Consider the following 20,586-nt stretch of genomic DNA (forward strand, 5'->3'; position numbering starts at 1 on the left):
GGAACGGCGAGAATGCCTGCGGCGTCTGCGAGTGGCCGTCAGGTGCGCCGTAATTCGATGGCGCCGCAGCCCCGGGTACCTCTAGAGTCGGGGGTGTTCGAGCGGCAACTTGCGGTTGCCGTGGGTGACCTTGCTTGGGAGGTGTGACCGATGGCTGTCGTTGAGATGGGCGCTGCCCGCATCCGGAAGTTCATCAAGTCCACTCCCGTGGCCTCCGGCTGACCTCACCTTTTTTACCCGCGCCCCTGAGCGCGGCGCCGGGGCCACCCCTGTGAAGGGTCACCCCTTGTCTTTCTCTTCTCTTCTGGGTTCGTACTCGTCTTCCTCGCATCCGCTCGTGCCGTATGGCTGGGATGCGGACTGGGAGGCCGAGTCTGCCCCGTTCGCCGAGCAGGGTCTCCTGCCCGGACGGGTGATCCGGGTCGACCGCGGACAGTGCGACGTGGTCACCGCCGGCGGGATCGTCCGGGCGGACACCGCGTTCGTCACCCCGCACGACCCCATGCGCGTCGTGTGCACCGGCGACTGGGTCGCCGTCGAACCCGCGGGCAACCCGCGCTACGTACGCACGTACCTGCCACGCCGTACGGCCTTCGTGCGCTCCACCTCCTCCAACCGGTCCGAGGGGCAGATCCTCGCGGCCAACGTCGACCACGCGATCATCGCCGTGTCGCTGGCCGTCGAAGTCGACCTCGGCCGCATCGAGCGGTTCCTCGCCCTGGCCTGGGAGTCCGGGGCGCAACCCCTGGTCGTGCTGACCAAGGCGGACCTCGTGCCGGACCCGGTGACGCTCGGGCATCTCGTCCAGGACGTCGAGACGGCCGCGCCGGGCGTGCCGGTGCTGCCGGTCAGCTCCCTGGACGGGGCCGGACTGGAGGTCCTGGTGGCTGTCGTCTCCGGTGGGACGTCCGTGCTGCTCGGCCAGTCCGGCGCGGGCAAGTCGACGCTCGCCAACGCGCTGCTGGGCGAGGACGTCATGGACGTACGGGCCACCCGGGACGCGGACGGCAAGGGCCGGCACACCACGACCACCCGCAACCTGCTCGCCCTGCCCGGCGGCGGTGTCCTGATCGACACGCCGGGGCTCAGGGGAGTCGGACTGTGGGACGCCGAGAGCGGCGTCGGGCAGGTCTTCTCCGAGATCGAGGAGCTGGCCGCGCGCTGCCGGTTCCACGACTGCGCGCACGAGAGCGAACCCGGGTGCGCGGTGCTCGCCGCCATCGAGGACGGTGACCTGGCCGAACGGCGGCTGGACAGCTACCGCAAGCTCATGCGGGAGAACCAGCGGATCGTCGCCAAGACCGACGCACGCCTGCGGGCGGAGATCAAACGGGACTGGAAGCGGAAGGGGGCACAGGGCAAGGCGGCGATGGAGGCGAAGCGGGGACGCTGGGCATGAGGACACGGGCGTAGGGCGGCCGAAGAGGGCAGCTCGACGTCCGATTTCCGCCAGCTCCGGCCCTGGTCCTGGCCCACACTGGATGACGTGATGGACGAGGACACCAGGTACGAAGCGGTGCGCAGCCGGGACGGACGGTTCGACGGCGAGTTCTTCTTCGCCGTCGAGACGACCGGCATCTACTGCCGGCCCAGCTGCCCGGCGGTGACGCCGAAGCGGCACAACGTCCGGTTCTTCGCGACGGCCGCCGCCGCGCAGGGCTCCGGGTTCCGGGCCTGCCGGCGGTGCCGGCCGGACGCCGTGCCCGGCTCCGCCGAGTGGAACGTACGGGCGGACGTGGTCGGGCGGGCCATGCGGCTGATCGGCGACGGTGTCGTCGACCGGGAGGGCGTCGCCGGACTCGCCGCACGGCTCGGCTACAGCGCCCGGCAGGTCCAGCGCCAGCTCACCACCGAGCTCGGCGCCGGTCCCGTCGCCCTCGCCCGGGCCCAGCGGGCCCACACCGCGCGCGTCCTGCTCCAGACGACCGGCCTGCCGGTCACGCAGATCGCGTTCGCGTCCGGCTTCGCCAGCGTGCGCCAGTTCAACGAGACCATGCGGGACGTGTACGCCTCGACGCCCAGCGAGCTGCGGGCCGCCGCCCCGCACGGCGGCCGGGCATCCCGCCGCACGACCACCCCGGCCGCCGGGATCCCGCTGCGGCTCGCCCACCGGGGCCCGTACCGGTCCACAGCCGTCTTCGACCTGCTGGCGGCCGAGGCGGTGGCGGGCGTGGAGGAGGTGGCCGGGCCGCGCGGGCGACGCACGTACCGGCGCACCCTGCGCCTGCCGCACGGCACCGCGATCGTCGCCGTCGACGAGCGGCCGGGCGCCGCGAGGTCCACGTCCGGCGCCCATCCGGGCGGCTGGCTGGACACCCGCCTGCACCTCACCGACCCCCGCGACCTGACCACCGCCGTTCAGCGGCTGCGCCGGCTCTTCGACCTGGACGCCGACCCGTACGCCGTCGACGAACGGCTCGGCACCGACGCACGGCTCGCCCCGCTGGTCGCCGCCCGGCCGGGACTGCGGTCGCCGGGCGCCGCCGACCCGGAGGAGCTCGCCGTGCGGGCCCTCGTGGGACGGGCCGAGGCGGAACGGCTGGTCCAGCTCTACGGCAAGACGCTGGACGCCCCCAGCGGCAGCCTCACCCACCTCTTCCCGGAACCCGCCGTTCTCACCGCGGCCGAACCCGAGGGCACCCTGGGTGCCCTCACCGCCGCCCTCGCCGACGGCGTCCTGCGACTGGACCCGGGCGCCGACCGCGACGACGCCGAGGCGGCCCTGCTGGCGCTGCCCGGCCTGGACGCCCGCACCGCCGCCACCATCCGCACCCGCGCCCTGGGAGACCCGGACGTGACGCCGCCCGGCCCGGACACCCCGGACAGCTGGCGCCCCTGGCGCTCGTATGCCGTGCAACACCTGCGCGCAGCAGGGGAGTTGGAGTACCGATGACTGCCGGAGCACCCATGACCGCCGGAGTGCCCATGACCGCCGGAGCGCAGATGAGCAGCGACACGCACTACACCACCCTGGACAGCCCGGTCGGGCAACTCCTCCTCACCGCCGGCCCGGACGGTGTTCTGACCTCCCTCTCCGTGCCCGGCCAGAAGAACGGCCGTACCCTCCAAGCCGGTTGGCGGCACGACCCCGAGCTCTTCCGTGCCGCCGAGGAACAGATCACCGCCTACTTCGCCGGTGAACTCAAGGAGTTCCGGCTGGAGATGCGCGGTGACGGCAGTGTCTTCCGGGAGCGGGTCTGGGCCGCCATCGACACCGTCCCCTACGGCGCGACCACGACGTACGGCGAGATCGCCGCCCGGATCGGTGCCTCCAGGGCCGCCGTACGGGCCGTCGGCGGCGCGATCGGAGCCAACCCGCTGCTGATCCTGCGGCCCTGCCACCGGGTGATCGGGGCCGACGGTTCCCTCACCGGATACGCGGGCGGGCTGGAGCGCAAGACGAGGCTCCTCGCTCTCGAAGGCGTCCTCTGAGCGCTCTCCGCGGACTCCAGACGTCGTCCTCCAGTCCCCAGCTGTGGATCCGCCGCGGATGGAGGCGGATGACCTCCTCGCTGAAGTGCGGGCCCAAGTCGTGAGGGCCCGTGAGGAGTTCGGCCTCGCCCCGGATGTCGATACCGCGGACGCGCCACGGCTTCAGGCTCACGATGTCGTCGACGACCAGGGCGACCTTCGGGTTCCGCCGGAGGTTGCGCCACTTCTTGGTGCGGCCCATCGCGAAGCCGCCGATCAGGATGGTCCCGTCGGGCCGGGGGTGGAAGCCGACCGGGTTCGCCTGGGGCTGGCCGTGCGGGTCGACGGTGGCCAGTCGTCCCAGGCGCTGGGAGCTGAGGTAGGCGAGCTCGGCCTCGCCGAATTCGGTCATGGCAGCCACCCAAACACCCCGGCCCGCCGGGCGCATCGGACCCTCGTCCCGGTTCCCGGGGCCCACGACGGCCGAGGTGACCCGCACACCCATGTGAACGAAAGCGCAAGCTTCCCCGAGTCGGTCGGTTGGCCGACGGGCGGCGGGGCGGCGGGGCGGTGGGGCGGTGGGCCGGCGGGCCGGCGGGTCGAACCCCGTGGGCTCAGCCCCACAGCACCGCGCCCAGCCACGCCCCCGTGATCAACAGGCAGGTGAACAGCTCCGCCAGCACGCTGGAGCCGCCCGAGCGCATCGCCGTGCGCAGGGCCGCCATCGCCTCGCCGTGCCGGCCGAGCCGGAGCCTTTCGCACAGGTAGATGCCGCCCATGAAGCCGGGGATCGCGCCGAGCACGGGGATCAGGAAGAAGCCGGCGAACGCCCCCACGCCGGCGTACACCCCCATGCGCACGGTGGCGCCGCTCTCCCGCAGCCGTCGGGGCGGCAGCGCCCAGCGCACCACCTGGGAAAGGAGCAGCGCGACGGTGGCGGCCACCAGGACGGCCCAGGCGAGCGGCCTGGGATCCTTCAGCGCCCACCACATGACCGCGGCCCACACCAGCCACGATCCGGGCACGCCGGGCACCAGCACTCCGCCCACTCCGAACAGAATGACCAGGCCGACCAGCAGGAGATCCACCACTCCCATCTGTCCAGGGTGCCGGAGAGCGGCCGAAGACGCAGGTCAGGGCGCGGGCCCACGCCGTGCGCCGACGCGACGGGCGGTGGGGCCGCCCGGCCGCTTGTGCCGTATGGCCGTTCGACTACTCACTCGGCACGCCCTTCCGACGTGCCGTGCGCCGCCGTATTTTGCGGATGCCCCGTTTTCATACGGCCCGCGCGGTGGACAATTGGGGGCATGAACCAGCAGGGGGGAAAGCCCAGCGGTCACGAGGACGACTGGTGGGGGCAGCTGTACGACGACACCACCGAGGACACGGGCCCCACACCCACGCCCGACTCACTGGACGACCGGTTCGCCTCGGCGGCGGGAACGGTGGAGGGACGCGGCGCGGCTCAGGAAGAGGACCAGGGCGGAATCCCCGCGCAGCGTCCCGGCGGCGCCGCTGTCGCGGAAGCCGCGACGCCTGCGGCAGGGTCCGGTGACGCCGGTACCGGCGGGGTCCCGGGGCGCGGGGTTGCCGGTTCACGTCCGGGTTCCGCCGGGGTCGCGGAGGGCGGGGTCGCCGCTCCACGGCTCCCCGGGTCCGGGGCCGGGAGCGGCGCGCCGCGAGCCGGTGGCGTCGGTGCGGTGGATCCCCCCGCGCGCGGGGGGTTCGCAGGGTCGCGGGCTCCCTGGGAGCCGCCGCCCGACCGGCCTCCGGGGCCCGCCACCTTCCCGCCCGGCCCGAAGCCCCCGGGGTTCGCCGAGCAGTCGCCGCACTGGGACCGCGCGGCTCCCGGGCAACCGCCGCCCCCCGGCCGTGCGGCCGCCGCGACCGGTGGCCGCACCTTCGCGGAGCCCCCCACCACAACCACCGCCGCACCGCGGATGTCCTCGGACGCACCCCCGCCTCCCTCCGCGCCCCCTCCGCCACCACCCCCTTTCGGCCCACCGCCGCCCACCGCCCCGCCCGCGCGGGGGGCCACCGAGGCCGACGCGCCGGCCGTCGACGACGAGCCGGAGCAGGACGCGCTGCGGGGAGCGCCCGCCGGGGGGAATGCCTCCGCCACTTCGCGCCCCACCGGTCCAGCGCCGAGGCGCGCTCCCTGGGAGCCGCCCCCCGCAGTCCAGGACGCCGCAGCCGCATCCGCCCCGGAACAGGACGCCGCCGACGCCCGGGACGACCGTCCCGGCACCTCCCCCCAGGCCGGCCCCGCCGACCCGCAAACGCTCCGGACCGCCACCCGGGTCGACCTGCCCGTCCCGTTGCCCGAGCCCGTCGGCTACGTCGGCTCCGGGCCCCCCACCTACGAGGCCGAACCCACCGCGCTGCCCCCGGCGAACCCGGACGACCTCGACGACCTGGTCGCGGACACCGTGCTGGACGGGGCCCGGTACGGATCCTCCACGCTGCGGGCGGCCTCCGTGCGGGGGGACTCCGCGCGGTACCGGGGAGAGCCACGGCGGGATTCCCTGCTCACCGCACGCTTCGGGGCGGGGGAGCACGCCCTGGTGCTGGTCGCGATGGCGACCGGTGCGCGGGCCACGCCGGGTGCGCACCGGGCGGCCGCCGAGGCGTGCCACTGGATCGGGCGGGCGGTGGGCCGTAGCCACGTCAGGCTCGCCGAGGACATAAGGGCGGGCCGGCGCGGCGACCTGAAGTCGGGCCTGCACCGTCTCACCGACCGAAGCCTCGGCAAACTCCGGGCCAGCGCCGCCGAGCAGGGCATCGAACCGGAGGAGTACGCCGCCGCCCTGCGCTGCCTGCTCCTGCCCGCCGACCCCGAGTGCCGTACGCGCGTCTTCTTCGGCGTCGGCGCGGGCGGACTGTTCCGGCTGCGCGGCGGCGAGTGGCAGGACATCGAACCGCGGGTCTTCGACGTCCCCGGCGAGCCGGTGGTCGGCTTCGGGTCACTGCCGGCCGAGACCCCCGAGGGCGATCGGCTCACCATGGACCTCGGCATCCCGACACCCCCGAGCCCGTACGAACCGGCCCCCGAGCCGCCCCGTGAACCCTTCCGCTTCCGTGCCTCGGTGGCCCGGCCCGGGGACACGCTCCTGATGTGCACCGACGGCCTCGCCCAACCGCTGCGCGGCGAACCCGAACTGTGCGGGTACCTCACCGGCCGCTGGTCCGGGCCCACCCCGCCCGGACTCGCCGAGTTCCTCGCCGACGCCCAGGTCAGGGTCAAGGGGTACGCGGACGACCGTACGGCCGCGGCCGTCTGGGAGGCGTGACAGCCGGCCCCTCAGCCGGTCCTCTCCACCCACTGGCGCGAGACGTCGTACCAGTAACGCGGCAGCCCCTTGATGGAGCTCGTGCGGAACGGCCGGCCGGCGTCGTCGATGCGGACGGTGCCGGTGCGGCCCTGCGAGGCCCAGTCCAGCTCCAGGTACCAGCGGCAGTCGCAGCCCTCGGTGCGCGCGGTGACGAGCAGGACCTCCGGGTCCTCGGCGGAGACGCGGTACGGCAGGCGCATGGCCGGGATGGGAGTGCCCGTGTCGTTGCCCTCGACGGGGCGGGCGATGGGGCGGTCGATGTCGAGGTCGACGTCGAAGAAGCGGGGGGTGATGGCTCCGCCGCAGCCCTGGTCCATGGAGTAGGCGGTGCCGGGGGCGGGGTCGGTGCGTCCGACGACCCGTACCCGCAGCGCCTCCAGGATGACGGCCGTGGAGGTCCGTCCCTGTACCGAGATCCGTACGTTCGTGTCGTGCCCGTGCACCGCGTTCTGGGTCCCCGCCCAGGTGGCGGCGTCCTGCGGGGCGGGAGGCGGGGGGACCTGCCGGGGCTGCTTGTCGATGACGTAGTCGTGGCCGCAGCCCAGCGCCCAGACCTGGGAGTCGGCGGTCCAGGTGAGGGGGACGGCGGGGACGTCCCCGCCGTCCTGCTCGTGGCTTCCCGAGGGGCTGCGGCTCCCCGTCGGCTTTCCGGAGGGCTTCGCCGTCGGGGCGTCGGCCGAGGGGGACCCGGTGGTCGCGGAAGGGCTCGGCGATCCGGTCGGGGGAAGGCGGCCCGGGGCGCCCGGCGCGGTCGTACGGGACGACGGCCCGCGCGAGGACCGTGCGGAGTCGTCACCCTCCGGCGAACCGGACGGCATGGCCGACAGACTGCCCAGCGTGACGAGGAGCACCGCCGCGACGGCCGCGGAGACCAGGGTGCGTCGGCGCCGGTACCAGTGGCGGGGCGCGGGAGCGGGGACCGCGCCCACCGGGGGCACATCTGGCTTTGGCTCTGTCTCCGTCTGTGACTGCGTCTCTGTCTGGGGCTGGGGCTGTGGCTCCATCTGGGGCTGTGGCTGTGGCTGCGCAACCTCGGCTGCCTCGGACACCGCTTCCCCGGCCCGTGGCCGCTGCCGTGCCGCCACCGCCGTCAGCCACAGCCGGTGCAACTCCAGCCGTTCCTCCGCCGACGCCCCGCACAGGCCCGCGAACCGCTCCACGGGAGCGAAGTCCTGGGGGACCGCCTCACCCGCGCAGTAGCGGTGCAGCGTGGAGGTGTTCATGTTCAGGCGGCGGGACAGCGAACCGTAACTGCGGTCCGTCCGCTCCTTCAGCCGCGTCAGCAGCGCCGCGAACTCCCCGACGTCGTCCTGTGATGCCGGCACCGTTCCCCCGTCCGCCCGGATCCGTATCCCAGGCACTCCATATACCTGCACGTCAGATGGGCTGGGACGGTTCCACCCCGAGGGATCGGGCATCCCCTGTTGCGCCCGCCTGCCGTGACCACTGATGCTCTGGGTGTCGCACCGACGACCGCCGGACCGACCATCCGGCGTCGTGGCGGCACATCCCACACCCATGCACTCGTTCACGGGGGACACCCATGCCCAAGCGCATCCGAGCCGGCGCGCTCACCGTACTGGCCATCACGGGCGTCACGCTCGGCTCCGCACTCGTCGTACAGGCCGACGCCCAGCAGGCGCCGGTCGCCACGACGAACACCGCGGCGACGACCGCCGCCGCACCGAAGTTCCTCGCCGCCGCCGAACTCCCGCCGCACCCCACGTCCTCGTGGACCGCCGGCAAGGTCACCGACGGCGTCCCGGACGAGCTGCGGCTCTGCCTGGAGGAGGCGCTCCTCGCCTACGACTCGCGGTACCGCGCCTTCCACACCGACCTCGACACGAGCGCCCGGCAGCTCACCGTCGTCGTCGGCAGCACCGCCAAGGCCAAGGCGCTCGCCACGCGTATGAACAAGGAGATCCGCTCCTGCGCGACGCGCATCGAGCAGTCCGACCCGGAGACCGAGGCCTCGTACAAGGGTTACGGAACGCTGCCCGTCGAGGAGGGCGCCCGTGTCCACGGTCTGCACACCGTCTCGTCCTGGGGTGCCTCGGACGTCCGGCTCCTGTCCGTCGGGCGGGACGGCCGGGCCGTCACCGTCGTGGAATGGGCGCAGTTGGGCGACCTCGGTGACGCGCCGGTGAAGGCGTTCAGGAAGACGACCACGACAGCCGTGAACAAGCTCTACTGACCGCACGACCGCCGCGGAAGCCGGGGCCGCCCTCCCGCACGGGGGTCGGGCGGGCGGCCCCCGCATCGCCTCGTCTCCCGTGGGGGACACCCGCGGCTCCGTCCCTCCAGCCGGAAGGGCCGGCCGGTTCCGGACGTGGCCGGGTAGCCGCGTGAGGAAGGAACCAGCGGATTCCGGCCAGTTTCACCAGCCGTACGGTCTGCCTGGTCGGCGCTCGTCGCCGGGCCCACCGCTGGTGCGCGCGCAGTGCCGGCCTGCGAGCGGCGAACACCGGCTTCGGGTGGTCGGCGGCCGGGGCGGTGACGTTGGCGAAAGTGCGCGAGGCCGTGCGGACTGTTTTCGCCGGGCGGCCGGCACCGTACCCGGGACGTCGTGGACCACGAGACCCGTTGTGGCGGACGGCCCCAGGACGGCCTCATGACGGCCCATGACGGCCCATGACGGCCCCGAGAACACTCAAGGATGGCCGAACACCTGGTCGTTGACTATTCGACATGACTGTCGGGAGCCCCACAGGGGCATGGATCCCCGTGAACGTGTTCGAGCAGGAGGGGAACCGACATCGGCACGCGGGCGGGGGTCATGAAGAGGCAGGTACGAGGAGGCGGTCCCATGGCAAGAGGGGCCTTCTCGGCGGACACAGTGGAGGACAGGGCCGACAGCGCGATGGACGAGGCGCCGGCGCCGCAGCTCAAACGCAGACTCGGGCGGGCGGACCTGAGAGCGGTGCCCGAGGCGCGCAGAGCACTGCGCGAGCTGTTACGGCACTGGGGCAGGCCCGGACGGGCCGAGGTCGCGGAACTCCTGACCAGCGAGATCGTCACCAACGCGATCATCCACACCGACCACGACGCGCTGCTGACGGCCACCGTCGGACCGCGTGGTCTGCGGGTGGAGGTGCGGGACTTCGTCTCCCGCAGGCCCAGACTGCGCGTACCGAACGCCGACGACGGTACGCACGGCCGGGGCCTGGTCCTCGTGCAGTCCCTCGCGGACGCGTGGGGCGTGCGGGTGCACGGGGTGGGGAAGGCGGTGTGGTTCGAGCTGGACGCGGGCGTCGCCTGAACCAGGACGTCGACCGGAACGCGAACCGAACGGGACGGGGTGCGGCTCGCCTGAGCCGCACCCCGTCCCGTGAACCCGGTTGCCTCTAGCCGAACTGCTGCTCCAGGTCCTTGAGCTTGCGCTCAAGGGAGTCGAGACGCGGCAGGGCCATGGTGTCGTCCTCCGCGGTGAGATCGACGGTGATGGGGTCAGATGCGGTGCGAACGGGCTGCAGGGAGGGCCGCTGGCGTGCGGCGGGGAGTTGCTCCGGCGATATGGCAGGCTCCGCGGTGGTGCGGTCCGACGGGCCACGCTCCAAGGTCGCCTGCGCCTCCAACTGGCGGCCGCGGCCGACGAAACCGCGGTGGCCCCGGCTGATCGCCTTGAGCTGCGCGCGCTCGACCCGCTCCTTGTCACGGCGCCGCATGCGGGCCGCTTCCTTCTCGCGCTTGTCCTCGCGGACCTCGTCGACCGCCTCGTCCAGGCTGCGCACGCCCTCCAGGAGCATCAGCGACCACGCCTTGTACGTCTCGCGCGGGGCCCGCATCCAGCGGACGGCGCGGATCTGCGGCAGCGGACGGGGCACCAGGCCCTGCTCGCGCAGGGCGGCCCGGCGGGTCTGCTTCAGCGCGCGGTCGAACAGTACGGCCGCCGACATCGACATGCCGGCGAAGAACTGCGGGGCGCCCGCGTGGTCGATGCCCCTGGGCGCGTGCACCCAGTTGAACCAGGCCGCCGCGCCCGCGAACGTCCACACGAGTATCCGGGAGCCGAGCGCCGCGTCGCCGTGGCTGGCCTCGCGCACCGCGAGCACGGAGCAGAACATCGCCGCGCCGTCGAGGCCGAACGGGACCAGGTACTCCCAGCCGCCGGACAGGTTGAGGTTCTGCTGGCCGAAGCCGACCAGGCCGTGGAAGGAGAGTGCGGCGGCAACCGCCGCACAGCAGAACAGCAGTACATAGGAGGCGGTGCCGTATATGGCCTCCTTGCGCCTGCGGCGCTCCTCGCTGCGCTCCCACGAGTCGTCCGCGCTCGCGTCCTTCCCCGAGGTGCGCTTGCCACGCGCGAGCACCGCAACCGCCGCCAGCATGCCCAGGAGCAGTACGGCGCCCGGAAGCAACCAGTTCAGCGATATGTCGGTCAGTCTCATCTGGGGTCCCTTGCATTGGGATAGGGCGTAACGCCCGCCATAGTGGCCCAATCCCAACGGCCCTCAGGCGTTTTCGGGGCAAGAGGCCGCCAAGGAAGTGCAAGGGGATGCCCAGGGCGGCGTTCTGCTCGAACTGCCGCTTGAGGGGCGGGAGTTGAGTTCGAATAAGACTACCCGTACGGGTGGTTCCACGGAAAGTTACTGCGGCCGGTGAGGAAAATGTGAAGTGCCTGTAACCCGAGGGTGTCCCAGTCGCGAGTGAGCTTACGGGACGCCTGATCCCGGCCCGACCCGAGGGTCCCTCAACTCGCCGCGAGTGCCGTCAGCTTGGCGACCCGGTCCGCGTCGCAGGTACGCGGACAGGTGGCGCAGGTGTCCTCGGGCTCCAGCGTGTAGAACATGCAGCAGCTCGCCCGGTCCCGGGTGGGCAGCGACTCGCCGTTCGGTCCGGCCAGCCTCCGGAAGGCCGCCGAGCCGACGTACGGCCTGGTCGAGCCCGGCAGGAGGAGTTCCAGCTCGCGCTCGGCCCGTCGCTGCTCGTGCTGGTGCTCGTTCTCGCCGAGCAGTTCGGCGACGTACCAGAGGCCCTCGACGATCTCGTCCGTCACCATGCCCCACAGGGCGCGGCCGCGGCGTCGCATCCGCGGCCCGAACCCGGCCAGCACCGGTTCCATGTGCTCGGCGACCGCCGCCCGCACCTCGGCCCGCAGGGCCTCCTCGTCGGGGACCACCCGGGCGCCGGGCAGCGCTGCCGCCGGGTCGTCCGGCAGGCAGGCGAAGGGGCCGGGGTGCACGGCGAAGGACATGGGGCCCCGGGTGCGGTCGTACGAGACGTGTGTCACGGGGTAGCGCGGGACCCGGCGGTGCAGGAACCACGGCGCGGTGATCAGGAGGCAGGCGGGCCAGGCGTACCGGTGCAGCCCGAAACTGGCGATCACGTCCGGGCGGCCGGGGCGGCCGTGGTCCCGCAGCACCTGCGCGTCGTCCCGGGCCAGGAATCCTTCGAGGCCGGGGCCGGCCTCCGCGAGCTCGGCGGCGGCGACCCAGCCGTCGCCGCGAGGGAGCCGCTCGTCGGGGTGCAGTTCCGTGACTGTCAGGGTCGGGAAAACCTCGGTGACGCGTGCGTAGGCGTCTGCGACGGCTGAGCGGGGGGTGGGCTGCGAGGCGGGCATCCGGCACCATCGATTCGGGGTCGCTGTAGAGGTAAGGCTTACCTTATCCAGAGTGTGCGGCATGGGAACTGTCGGGTTATGCCCTAATCTGCTTGACGGGCGAGTAACAAGACGCCGTAATGACCCCAAGTACCGACACGTCCGGAGGAGGATCCCGTGAAGCAGGGCGCGCAGGGCTCCGCCGAGGCGGGAGTGCCCGGGTTCTCCGGCGTTCCCGCGGACGCCGTCCGGGTGCCGCCGCAGTCCCGGGCCGCCGAGGTGAACCGGGAGTGGGGCACCGCCGTCCGCGGTGAACACACCCACAGCGAAACGCCCATGCCCCGGCCCCGCCCCGCCGTCCAGCGGTCCTCGGTGCGCGGGCAGATCCTCGACGCGCTGCGTACCGCACTGGTCGCCGGTGAGCTCAGGCCCGGCGAGGTCTACTCCGCCCCCGCGCTCGGGGAGCGCTTCGGGGTCTCCGCGACGCCCGTCCGGGAGGCGATGCAGCAGCTCGCGCTGGAGGGCGCCGTCGAGGTCGTTCCCAACCGCGGGTTCCGGGTGGTCGAGCGGGGCACGCGCGAGCTGGCCGAACTCGCGGAGATCCGTGCCCTGATCGAAGTCCCCGTGATGATGCGGCTCGCCCGTACGGTGCCGGTCGAACGCTGGGCCGAGATGCGGCCCCTCGCCGAGGCGACCGTTCGCGCGGCGTCGACCGGGTGCCCGGCGACCTACGCGGAGTCCGACCGGGCCTTCCATCGCGCGGTGCTCGCGCTGTCGGGCAACGAACAGCTGGTCCAGATCGCCGAGGACCTTCACCGCCGCGCCCAGTGGCCCCTGGTCGGGGCGCCCGCCCCGCGGAGGCGGGCCGAACTGGTGGCTGACGCGGCGGAACACGCGGCCCTGCTGGACGCGTTGATCGCGCGGGACCTGGATGTGGTGCGGTCGCTGGCGGGGGAGCACTTCACGGGTGCTCGCTGACGGGGCGGGTGCCGGGTGTTGGGTATTGGGTGCGCGTTGCGCCTTGTGGTGGGTGGGTCGGGGCCGTGTCGGGGGGTGTCCGTCCTCGGAACGGCGCGGAATCGGTTGCCTACCGAGGTGCCCGCGTCGACGCGCCAACCGCTGCGGGCGGACACCCCCCCTGACACGGCCCCTTGCCGCCGTACGCGAGTGCGGGAGCGCACACCCCCGCCTTTCGGCCGGCCGCGTCGGGCGGGTTACGCCGTTGCCGCCGGGGGGGCCGGGGTCAACTGGCGGGAGAGCCAGGTCGGTACGCCTCCCAGGAGGCGGAACAGGCGCCGGGCCTCCTCCCGTAGGCGCGTGGCCTCCGGGTCCACCTCCGCGTCGGCCAGGGAGGCCAGTGCCGGTGCCGTCCCGACGAGGTACCCCAACTCCTCGCGGATCCGCAGGGATTCCCGGAAGCCGTGCCGGGCCTCCGCCAACTCCCCCTCCCGCAGCGCGAGTCCGGCGAGATGGCGCCAGGTGAAGGACAGGAGCAGTGGATCGGCGTGCGCGGTGGCCCCGGCGTGCGCACGCCGGTACGCCGCCCGTGCCGACTGCGGGGAGTGCGCCAGGTTCTCCGCCAGCAACCCCCGCCGGAAGTCGAGGAGGGCCCGCCCGGGGGCCCCGGGCGGGATCAGCGCCGCGGCCCGGCCGAGTGCCGCCCGGGCCTCGTCGGCGCGGTCCCGGACGCCGTGCAGCGTCGCCGCGTAGGCAAGGTGCCCGCGTTCACAAGCGGCCGCGCCGCGCTCGTCGTCGCCGTGGGCCAGCGCCTCGGCGGTGCGCAGCGCGTCCTCGGCCTGCTCCCAGCCCTGCTCGGTGTACAGGCACCGTTCCACCAGCAGGGCGGCACGTTGGAGCGCGGCCGGTGCGGTGACCGGTTGGAGCAGTGCGGCGGCGTCTGTCCAGCAGGCGCGGGAGCGTAGCCGCCATACCGCGGTCTGGAGTGGATCGTCACCGGCGGTCGTTCCGTTACCAGACATGGCGGTATGCGCCACGTTGCCCTCCCCGAGCACGCCATCGAGCTATGAGTGGTGGCGGCATCTCAGCACGGATCGCCCGGCTGGGCCAAGGGGGCGGGTGAAGGATTTCACAAAGTCGTGGGAGTCCTGGTAGGCGGGTTGTGCCCTGAGGAGTCAGCTCATTCGCAGTGCCAGGAAGAAATCCAGCTTGTCCTCGAGGCGTGAAAGATCACGGCTCGTCAACTGCTCGATCCGTCCCACCCGGTAGCGCAGCGTGTTGACGTGCAGGTGGAGGCGGTTCGCGCAGCGCGTCCAGGAGCCGTCGCAGTCGAGGAAGGCCTCCAGGGTGGGGATCAGTTCGGCGCGGTGGCGGCGGTCGTAGTCCCGTAGGGGGTCGAGGAGGCGGGCGGTGAACGCCCGGCGGACGTCGTCCGGGACGAAGGGCAGGAGGAGGACGTGGGAGGCCAGTTCCTGGTGGCCGGCCGCGCAGACCCGGCCGGGGCGGGCGGCGGCCACTCTGCGGGCGTGCCGGGCCTCCTCCAGGGCGCCGCGCAGGCCCTCCGCCGAGTGGACCGGCGCGCTGACGCCGAGCGTGACCCGCCCGTCGTCGTCGAGGCCGGCCGACAGCGGGTCCCGTACGGACTCCAGGAGCTGGTCGGCGAGGATCCCGGCCTCCGAGCCGTCGTGCTCCGTGGACATCGACGGCAGGGGTACGAGCGCGACGGCCTCGTCCCCGGTGTGGGCGACGGCGATCCGGTCGGAGGGCTCCGGTCCCGTCGACAGCGGGTCGACCAGGATCTCCTCGAGGAGGGACTGGGCCATCGGCCCGCCCTCCAGTTCGCTGTCCCGCCACTCGACGCGGGCGACGACCACCTGCCAGTGCGGGGCCGCGCCGAGGCCGGGGAGGAGGACGGGGGCGGCCACCCGCAGGCGTGCGGCGATCTCGGCGGGCGCGGCACCCGTCTGCACCAGCTCCAGGACCTCCTGGGCGAGGCGCCGGCGGACCGTGCGCGCCGCGTCCCGCCGGTCGCGTTCGACCGAGATCAGCTGGGTGACGCCCTCGAGCAGGTCCAGCCGCTCCTCCGGCCAGTCGCCGGCGTCCGCCTCGACGGCCAGCAGCCAGTCGGACAGCACGGTCTCGCGCACGTCCCGGGAGCCCTGGGTGGAGCGGCCGCCACTGCTGCGTACCGGGAAGAGCGAGTAGGTCGTGGAGCCGAGCGGCACGCGGTGCGGGCCGCGCCGGCCCGTGCGGACCGCCGCCAGGTGTTCGGCCGCGAGCCTGGCGCACACGTCGGGCGGCAGGGCGGGCCCGGCGAGCTTGGAGCCCGCGATGGGCCGCCCGGCGGGGGACAGCACCCAGGCGCGCAGGTCCAGGTCGGAGCCGAGCAGGTCCAGGACCACGTCCGGGCCGCCGCCCGCCGGGCCCGAGGTCATCATCCGCCGGTGCCGGTCCACGACCGCCGCGAGATCACCGGCCCGCTCCCCGGACACCTGTCGTACGACGTGCTCGGTGATGGTCGCGAACGCCACCGACTCGTGCACCGCGAAGAGGGGGAGACGGTGGCGCGCGCAGGCCGCCACCAGGTCGTCCGGCACGGCCCCGAGTTCGGCCTCCCCGGCCGCCAGCGCGGCCACCTGGGCCTGCACCAGGAGCCGTACGAACGGTTCGGAGTCGGTGGCGTCCCGGCGCCAGGCCAGGCCGGTGAGGACCAGCTCTCCGCCCGAGAGGTAGCGGCTGGGGTCCTTGAGGTCGGTGGTCATCACGCCCCGCACGGTGCGGTCCAGCTCGTCCTCGCCGCCGAGCAGCCGCAGGCCCAGCGCGTCGGTGTCCAGCAGTGCGCGCAGCCGCATTCTCGTCGCCGCCGTTCTTTTTTGTCTCGAAATCTACGATGGGTGTGAGCGTCCGCGGACGAGGTGTCCGTCCGGCGGCGGACGAGCGGTGCTCGCCGTTCCGGAGCCGCATTCCGGCCGTGTTCCAGGTCACACGGGGTGTGCCGCGCGTTTCCGGAGGAAAACGGGGAGGTTGCCGATGACCTCCTTTCATACGAATCTACAAGATGACCGCCCTGGCCAGCCAACTCCTTCATGGTTTCCGTGACTGACCCGGTCGGCGCACGGCGCTGTGTACTGGCCTGACTCCGCGTGAACAGCCCATGAACGAGCCGGGCCCGCCGCACACGGATTGGCTCGATCTGTACGACCCACGAGACGAAGAAGAGAGCCGGTCATGGACTTCCTTCGCCCCGCCAGCTGGGAGGAGGCGCTCGCCGCGAAGGCCGAGCACCCCACCGCTGTGCCGATTGCGGGTGGCACCGACGTGATGGTCGAGATCAACTTCGACCACCGCCGGCCCGAGTACCTGCTCGACCTGAACCGCGTCGGCGACCTGGAGGAGTGGGAGGTCGGCGAGGACAGTGTGCGGCTCGGGGCCTCCGTCCCCTACGCGAAGATCATGGAGCACCTGCGGGGCGAGCTTCCGGGTCTCGCTCTCGCCTCGCACACCGTCGCCTCCCCGCAGATCCGCAACCGCGGCGGCGTCGGCGGCAACCTCGGTACCGCCTCCCCGGCCGGTGACGCCCACCCCGCCCTGCTGGCGGCGGGTGCGGAGGTCGAGGTCGAGTCGGTGCGAGGATCGCGCCGGATTCCGATCGACGCGTTCTACACCGGCGTGAAGCGCAACGCGCTGGCGCCCGACGAGCTGATCCGTGCGGTGCACATCGACAAGGCGGACGGGCCGCAGCAGTACTCGAAGGTCGGTACCCGCAACGCCATGGTCATCGCCGTGTGTGCGTTCGGGTTCGCCCTGCACCCGAAGACGCGGACCGTGCGCACGGGGATCGGGTCGGCCGCGCCCACCCCGGTCCGTGCCAAGGCCGCGGAGGAGTTCCTGAACGCCGCGCTGGAGGAAGGCGGCTTCTGGGACAACGGGAAGATCATCACCCCGTCGGTCGCCAGGCAGTTCGCGGACCTGTGCGCCGGCGCCTGCAACCCGATCGACGACGTCCGGGGCACCGCGAGCTACCGCCGCCACGCGGTCGGCGTCATGGCCCGCCGCACCCTCACCTGGACCTGGGAGTCGTACCGCGGCACCGACGGTCGGACACAGCAGAAGGGGAGTGCCGCGTAATGCGCGTCAATTTCACGGTCAACGGCCGTCCGCAGGAAGCCGACGACGTGTGGGAGGGCGAGTCCCTGCTGTACGTGCTGCGGGAGCGGCTCGGCCTGCCGGGTTCGAAGAACGCCTGTGAACAGGGCGAGTGCGGGTCCTGCACCGTCCGGCTGGACGGTGTGCCGGTGTGTTCCTGTCTGGTCGCCGCGGGACAGGTCGAGGGCCGCGAGGTCGTCACCGTCGAGGGGCTGGCGGAGTTCGCCAAGCAGCGTGCCGAGCACGGGGGCTGTGCGTCCGGTGCCTGCGGTACGTCCCTTCAGGACGCCCGGGAGTGGGCTGCCGAGGGGCACGACTCGCAGACCGGCGAGGGCACCGGACTCTCCCCGGTGCAGCAGGCGTTCATCGACGCCGGCGCCGTCCAGTGCGGCTTCTGCACGCCGGGTCTGCTGGTCGCCGCCGACGAGATGCTGGAGCGCAACCCGAACCCGACCGACGCGGACATCCGCGAGGCGCTGTCGGGCAACCTGTGCCGCTGCACGGGCTACGAGAAGATCATGGACGCGGTCCGCCTGGCGGCCGCCCGACAGGGAGAGGCGGTCTGAGCATGCCGAGCAACGGCGCCCCCATCGGGACTCCCACCAAGGTCACCCAGGGCTCGAAGACCAAGGGCGGCATCGGCGAGTCCACGCTCCGCCCGGACGGCACCCTCAAGGTCACCGGCGAGTTCGCGTACTCGTCCGACATGTGGCACGAGGACATGCTCTGGGGGCAGATCCTGCGTTCCACGGTCGCGCACGCCGAGATCGTGTCCATCGACACGAGCGAGGCGCTCGCCCTGCCCGGCGTGTACGCCGTCATGACGTACGACGACCTGCCGACCGAGGTGAAGAACTACGGCCTGGAGATCCAGGACACCCCGGTCCTCGCCCACGGCAGGGTCCGCCACCACGGCGAGCCGGTCGCCATCGTCGCCGCCGACCACCCCGAGACCGCGCGCCGCGCCGCCGCGAAGATCAAGGTCGAGTACCGGGAACTGCCCGTCATCACCGACGAGGCCTCCGCGACCGCGCCGGACGCGATCCTGATCCACGAGGGCCGCGACGACCACCACGTCGGGCACGTCCCGCACCCGAACATCGTGCACCGCCAGCCGATCATCCGCGGTGACGTCGAAGAGGCCGCCAAGAAGGCCGACTTCGTCGTCAGGGGCGAGTACACCTTCGGCATGCAGGACCAGGCCTTCCTCGGCCCCGAGTCGGGCCTTGCCGTACCGGACGAGGACGGCGGCGTCCACCTCTACATCGCCACCCAGTGGCTGCACTCCGACCTGCGCCAGATCGCGCCCGTGCTCGGTCTGCCCGAGAGCAAGGTGCGGATGACGCTGTCCGGCGTCGGCGGCGCGTTCGGCGGCCGCGAGGACCTGTCGATGCAGATCCACGCCTGTCTGCTGGCGCTGCGCACGGGCAAGCCCGTCAAGATCGTCTACAACCGTTTCGAGTCCTTCTTCGGGCACGTCCACCGCCACCCGGCCAAGCTGTACTACGAGCACGGGGCGACCAAGGACGGCAGGCTCACCCACCTGAAGGCGCGGATCGTCCTGGACGGCGGCGCGTACGCCTCCGCCTCCCCGGCCGTCGTCGGCAACGCCGCCTCGCTCGGCGCGGGCCCCTACGTCGTCGACAACGTCGACATCGAGGCCATCGCCCTCTACACCAACAACCCGCCCTGCGGCGCCATGCGCGGCTTCGGCGCGGTCCAGGCCTGCTTCGCCTACGAGGCGCAGATGGACAAGCTCGCCGACAAGGTGGGCATGGACCGGGTCGCGTTCCGTCAGCTCAACGCGATGGAGCAGGGCAGCCTCATGCCCACGGGCCAGACCGTCGACTCGCCCGCCCCGGTCGCCGAACTCCTGCGCCGCGTCAAGGCGATGCCCATGCCGCCGGAGCGGCAGTGGCTCGCCGCCGGCGAGGCCGCCGACGTACGCGAGCTGCCGGGCGGCCTCTCCAACACCACCCACGGCGAAGGTGTCGTACGCGGTGTCGGCTACGCGGTCGGCATCAAGAACGTCGGCTTCTCCGAGGGCTTCGACGACTACTCCACCGCTCGCGTCCGTATGGAGGTCGTCGGCGGAGAGCCGGTGGCCACCGTGCACACCGCGATGGCCGAGGTCGGCCAGGGCGGCGTGACCGTGCACGCGCAGATCGCCCGTACCGAGCTGGGCGTCGCCCAGGTGACGATCAAGCCGGCCGACACCCAGGTGGGCAGCGCCGGTTCGACGTCCGCGTCGCGTCAGACATACGTCACCGGTGGCGCCGTCAAGAACTCCTGCGAGCTGGTGCGCGAGAAGGTCCTGGAGATCGGCCGCCGCAAGTTCGGTTCCTACCACCCCGCCTGGGCGACGGCGGAGCTGCTGCTCGAGGGCGGCAAGGTCGTCACCGACGGCGGCGAGGTCCTCGCCGGCCTGGTCGACGTACTCGAAGACGAGTCGGTCGAGGTCGAGGCCGAGTGGCGGCACCGGCCGACCGAGGCCTTCGACCTGCGCACCGGGCAGGGCTTCGGACACGTCCAGTACACCTTCGCCGCGCACCGCGCGGTCGTCGAGGTCGACACCGAGCTCGGCCTGGTCAAGGTCATCGAACTGGCCTGCGCCCAGGACGTCGGCAAGGCGCTCAACCCGCTGTCCGTCATCGGCCAGATCCAGGGCGGCACGACCCAGGGTCTCGGCGTGGCGGTCATGGAGGAGATCATCGTCGACCCGAAGACCGCGAAGGTCAGGAATCCCTCCTTCACGGACTACCTGATCCCCACCATCCTCGACACGCCGACCATCCCCGTCGACGTGCTCGAACTCGCCGACGACCACGCCCCGTACGGGCTGCGCGGCGTCGGCGAGGCCCCCACCCTGTCGTCGACCCCGGCGGTCCTTGCGGCCATCAGGAACGCGACCGGGCTGGAGCTGAACCGCACGCCGGTCCGTCCGGAACACCTGACGGCGGTGTAGTCGGGCGTCGCGTAAGAGCTCGGGTGGTTGCGGTTCGTGGCGGGTGCGGGTGAGTGGGGCTTCTCGCGCAGTTCCCCGCGCCCCTGAAGGCACGGCCCTTCGGGCCTGAAAAGCACGGGGCGCAGCCCCGGCCTTTTCAGGGGCGCGGGGAACCGCGCGACCAGCCCCGACGCACCCGCAGCCGCCCACGAACCCACCACGCAAGTACCCCGTTCGTCTCGGGCCGTCCCCCGGGT

Annotated in this window: 16 protein-coding genes and 1 pseudogene; 10 read left to right on the forward strand and 7 right to left on the reverse strand. The window is 72.8% G+C overall.

Annotation, left to right across the window (positions count from 1 at the left end):
• The first annotated feature begins 286 nt into the window (after window positions 1-286).
• The 3 genes from rsgA (at window position 287) to ACZ5XS_RS13095 (ending at window position 3,432) form a co-directional block, all read left to right on the forward strand.
• A complete protein-coding gene (gene rsgA / locus ACZ5XS_RS13085; protein WP_468650628.1) occupies window positions 287-1,399 on the forward strand; it encodes a ribosome small subunit-dependent GTPase A in 1,113 nt (370 codons plus the stop codon).
• Window positions 1,400-1,489: 90 nt separating this feature from the next.
• Window positions 1,490-2,893, forward strand: a complete 1,404-nt coding sequence (locus ACZ5XS_RS13090; protein WP_468650921.1) for a DNA-3-methyladenine glycosylase 2 family protein — start codon at window positions 1,490-1,492, stop codon at window positions 2,891-2,893.
• Window positions 2,894-2,943: 50 nt separating this feature from the next.
• Window positions 2,944-3,432: a methylated-DNA--[protein]-cysteine S-methyltransferase gene (locus ACZ5XS_RS13095; RefSeq protein WP_468650923.1), complete on the forward strand. Its 489-nt coding sequence runs from the start codon at window positions 2,944-2,946 to the stop codon at window positions 3,430-3,432.
• Between the two features lie 25 nt (window positions 3,433-3,457).
• On the opposite strand, the pseudogene ACZ5XS_RS13100 reads toward ACZ5XS_RS13095, so the two are convergent.
• A pseudogene (locus tag ACZ5XS_RS13100) lies at window positions 3,458-3,823 on the reverse strand (PPOX class F420-dependent oxidoreductase); the annotation flags it as partial.
• 202 nt (window positions 3,824-4,025) lie between these two features.
• Window positions 4,026-4,508, reverse strand: coding sequence for a DUF456 domain-containing protein (locus ACZ5XS_RS13105; protein ID WP_468650630.1), 483 nt, complete (start codon window positions 4,506-4,508; stop codon window positions 4,026-4,028).
• Window positions 4,509-4,718: 210 nt separating this feature from the next.
• Between ACZ5XS_RS13105 and ACZ5XS_RS13110 the strand changes: the two genes are divergently transcribed.
• A complete protein-coding gene (locus ACZ5XS_RS13110) occupies window positions 4,719-6,701 on the forward strand; it encodes a protein phosphatase 2C domain-containing protein (RefSeq protein WP_468650632.1) in 1,983 nt (660 codons plus the stop codon).
• An 11-nt stretch (window positions 6,702-6,712) separates the two neighbouring features.
• On the opposite strand, the gene ACZ5XS_RS13115 is transcribed toward ACZ5XS_RS13110, so the two are convergent.
• Window positions 6,713-8,068 (reverse strand): helix-turn-helix domain-containing protein, encoded by a 1,356-nt coding sequence (locus ACZ5XS_RS13115; protein WP_468650633.1) that lies wholly within the window; start codon window positions 8,066-8,068, stop codon window positions 6,713-6,715.
• 218 nt (window positions 8,069-8,286) lie between these two features.
• Here ACZ5XS_RS13115 and ACZ5XS_RS13120 point away from each other — a divergent pair, with 218 nt between their 5' ends.
• Window positions 8,287-8,937: a hypothetical protein gene (locus ACZ5XS_RS13120; protein WP_468650635.1), complete on the forward strand. Its 651-nt coding sequence runs from the start codon at window positions 8,287-8,289 to the stop codon at window positions 8,935-8,937.
• Window positions 8,938-9,549: 612 nt separating this feature from the next.
• Window positions 9,550-10,002 carry an ATP-binding protein gene (locus ACZ5XS_RS13125; RefSeq protein ID WP_468650637.1) on the forward strand — a complete coding sequence of 151 codons (453 nt, stop codon included), beginning with the start codon at window positions 9,550-9,552 and terminating at the stop codon, window positions 10,000-10,002.
• 85 nt (window positions 10,003-10,087) lie between these two features.
• On the opposite strand, the gene ACZ5XS_RS13130 is transcribed toward ACZ5XS_RS13125, so the two are convergent.
• Together ACZ5XS_RS13130 and ACZ5XS_RS13135 are read right to left on the reverse strand one after the other, a co-directional pair.
• On the reverse strand, window positions 10,088-11,131 hold the full coding sequence (locus tag ACZ5XS_RS13130) for a DUF2637 domain-containing protein (protein ID WP_468650639.1): 1,044 nt from the start codon (window positions 11,129-11,131) through the stop codon (window positions 10,088-10,090).
• 302 nt (window positions 11,132-11,433) lie between these two features.
• On the reverse strand, window positions 11,434-12,303 hold the full coding sequence (locus ACZ5XS_RS13135) for a (2Fe-2S)-binding protein (protein WP_468650641.1): 870 nt from the start codon (window positions 12,301-12,303) through the stop codon (window positions 11,434-11,436).
• Between the two features lie 156 nt (window positions 12,304-12,459).
• Here ACZ5XS_RS13135 and ACZ5XS_RS13140 point away from each other — a divergent pair, with 156 nt between their 5' ends.
• Complete coding sequence (locus tag ACZ5XS_RS13140; RefSeq protein WP_468650642.1) at window positions 12,460-13,260, forward strand: GntR family transcriptional regulator; 801 nt, start codon at window positions 12,460-12,462, stop codon at window positions 13,258-13,260.
• Window positions 13,261-13,496: 236 nt separating this feature from the next.
• On the opposite strand, the gene ACZ5XS_RS13145 is transcribed toward ACZ5XS_RS13140, so the two are convergent.
• Window positions 13,497-14,276, reverse strand: a complete 780-nt coding sequence (locus tag ACZ5XS_RS13145) for a hypothetical protein (protein ID WP_217237509.1) — start codon at window positions 14,274-14,276, stop codon at window positions 13,497-13,499.
• A gap of 138 nt (window positions 14,277-14,414) precedes the next feature.
• Complete coding sequence (locus tag ACZ5XS_RS13150) at window positions 14,415-16,091, reverse strand: PucR family transcriptional regulator (RefSeq protein WP_468650644.1); 1,677 nt, start codon at window positions 16,089-16,091, stop codon at window positions 14,415-14,417.
• A gap of 376 nt (window positions 16,092-16,467) precedes the next feature.
• Here ACZ5XS_RS13150 and ACZ5XS_RS13155 point away from each other — a divergent pair, with 376 nt between their 5' ends.
• From ACZ5XS_RS13155 to ACZ5XS_RS13165, 3 genes are read left to right on the forward strand one after another with little or no spacing between them, the layout of a single operon-like run.
• Complete coding sequence (locus ACZ5XS_RS13155; protein ID WP_468650646.1) at window positions 16,468-17,367, forward strand: FAD binding domain-containing protein; 900 nt, start codon at window positions 16,468-16,470, stop codon at window positions 17,365-17,367.
• Complete coding sequence (locus ACZ5XS_RS13160; protein WP_468650648.1) at window positions 17,367-17,951, forward strand: (2Fe-2S)-binding protein; 585 nt, start codon at window positions 17,367-17,369, stop codon at window positions 17,949-17,951. The genes ACZ5XS_RS13155 and ACZ5XS_RS13160 overlap by 1 nt, the downstream gene beginning before the upstream one ends.
• Window positions 17,952-17,953: 2 nt before the next feature.
• A complete protein-coding gene (locus tag ACZ5XS_RS13165) occupies window positions 17,954-20,350 on the forward strand; it encodes a xanthine dehydrogenase family protein molybdopterin-binding subunit (protein ID WP_468650650.1) in 2,397 nt (798 codons plus the stop codon).
• Window positions 20,351-20,586: the final 236 nt, after the last annotated feature.

The sequence above is a fragment of the Streptomyces sp. NPDC033131 genome (assembly GCF_055578365.1).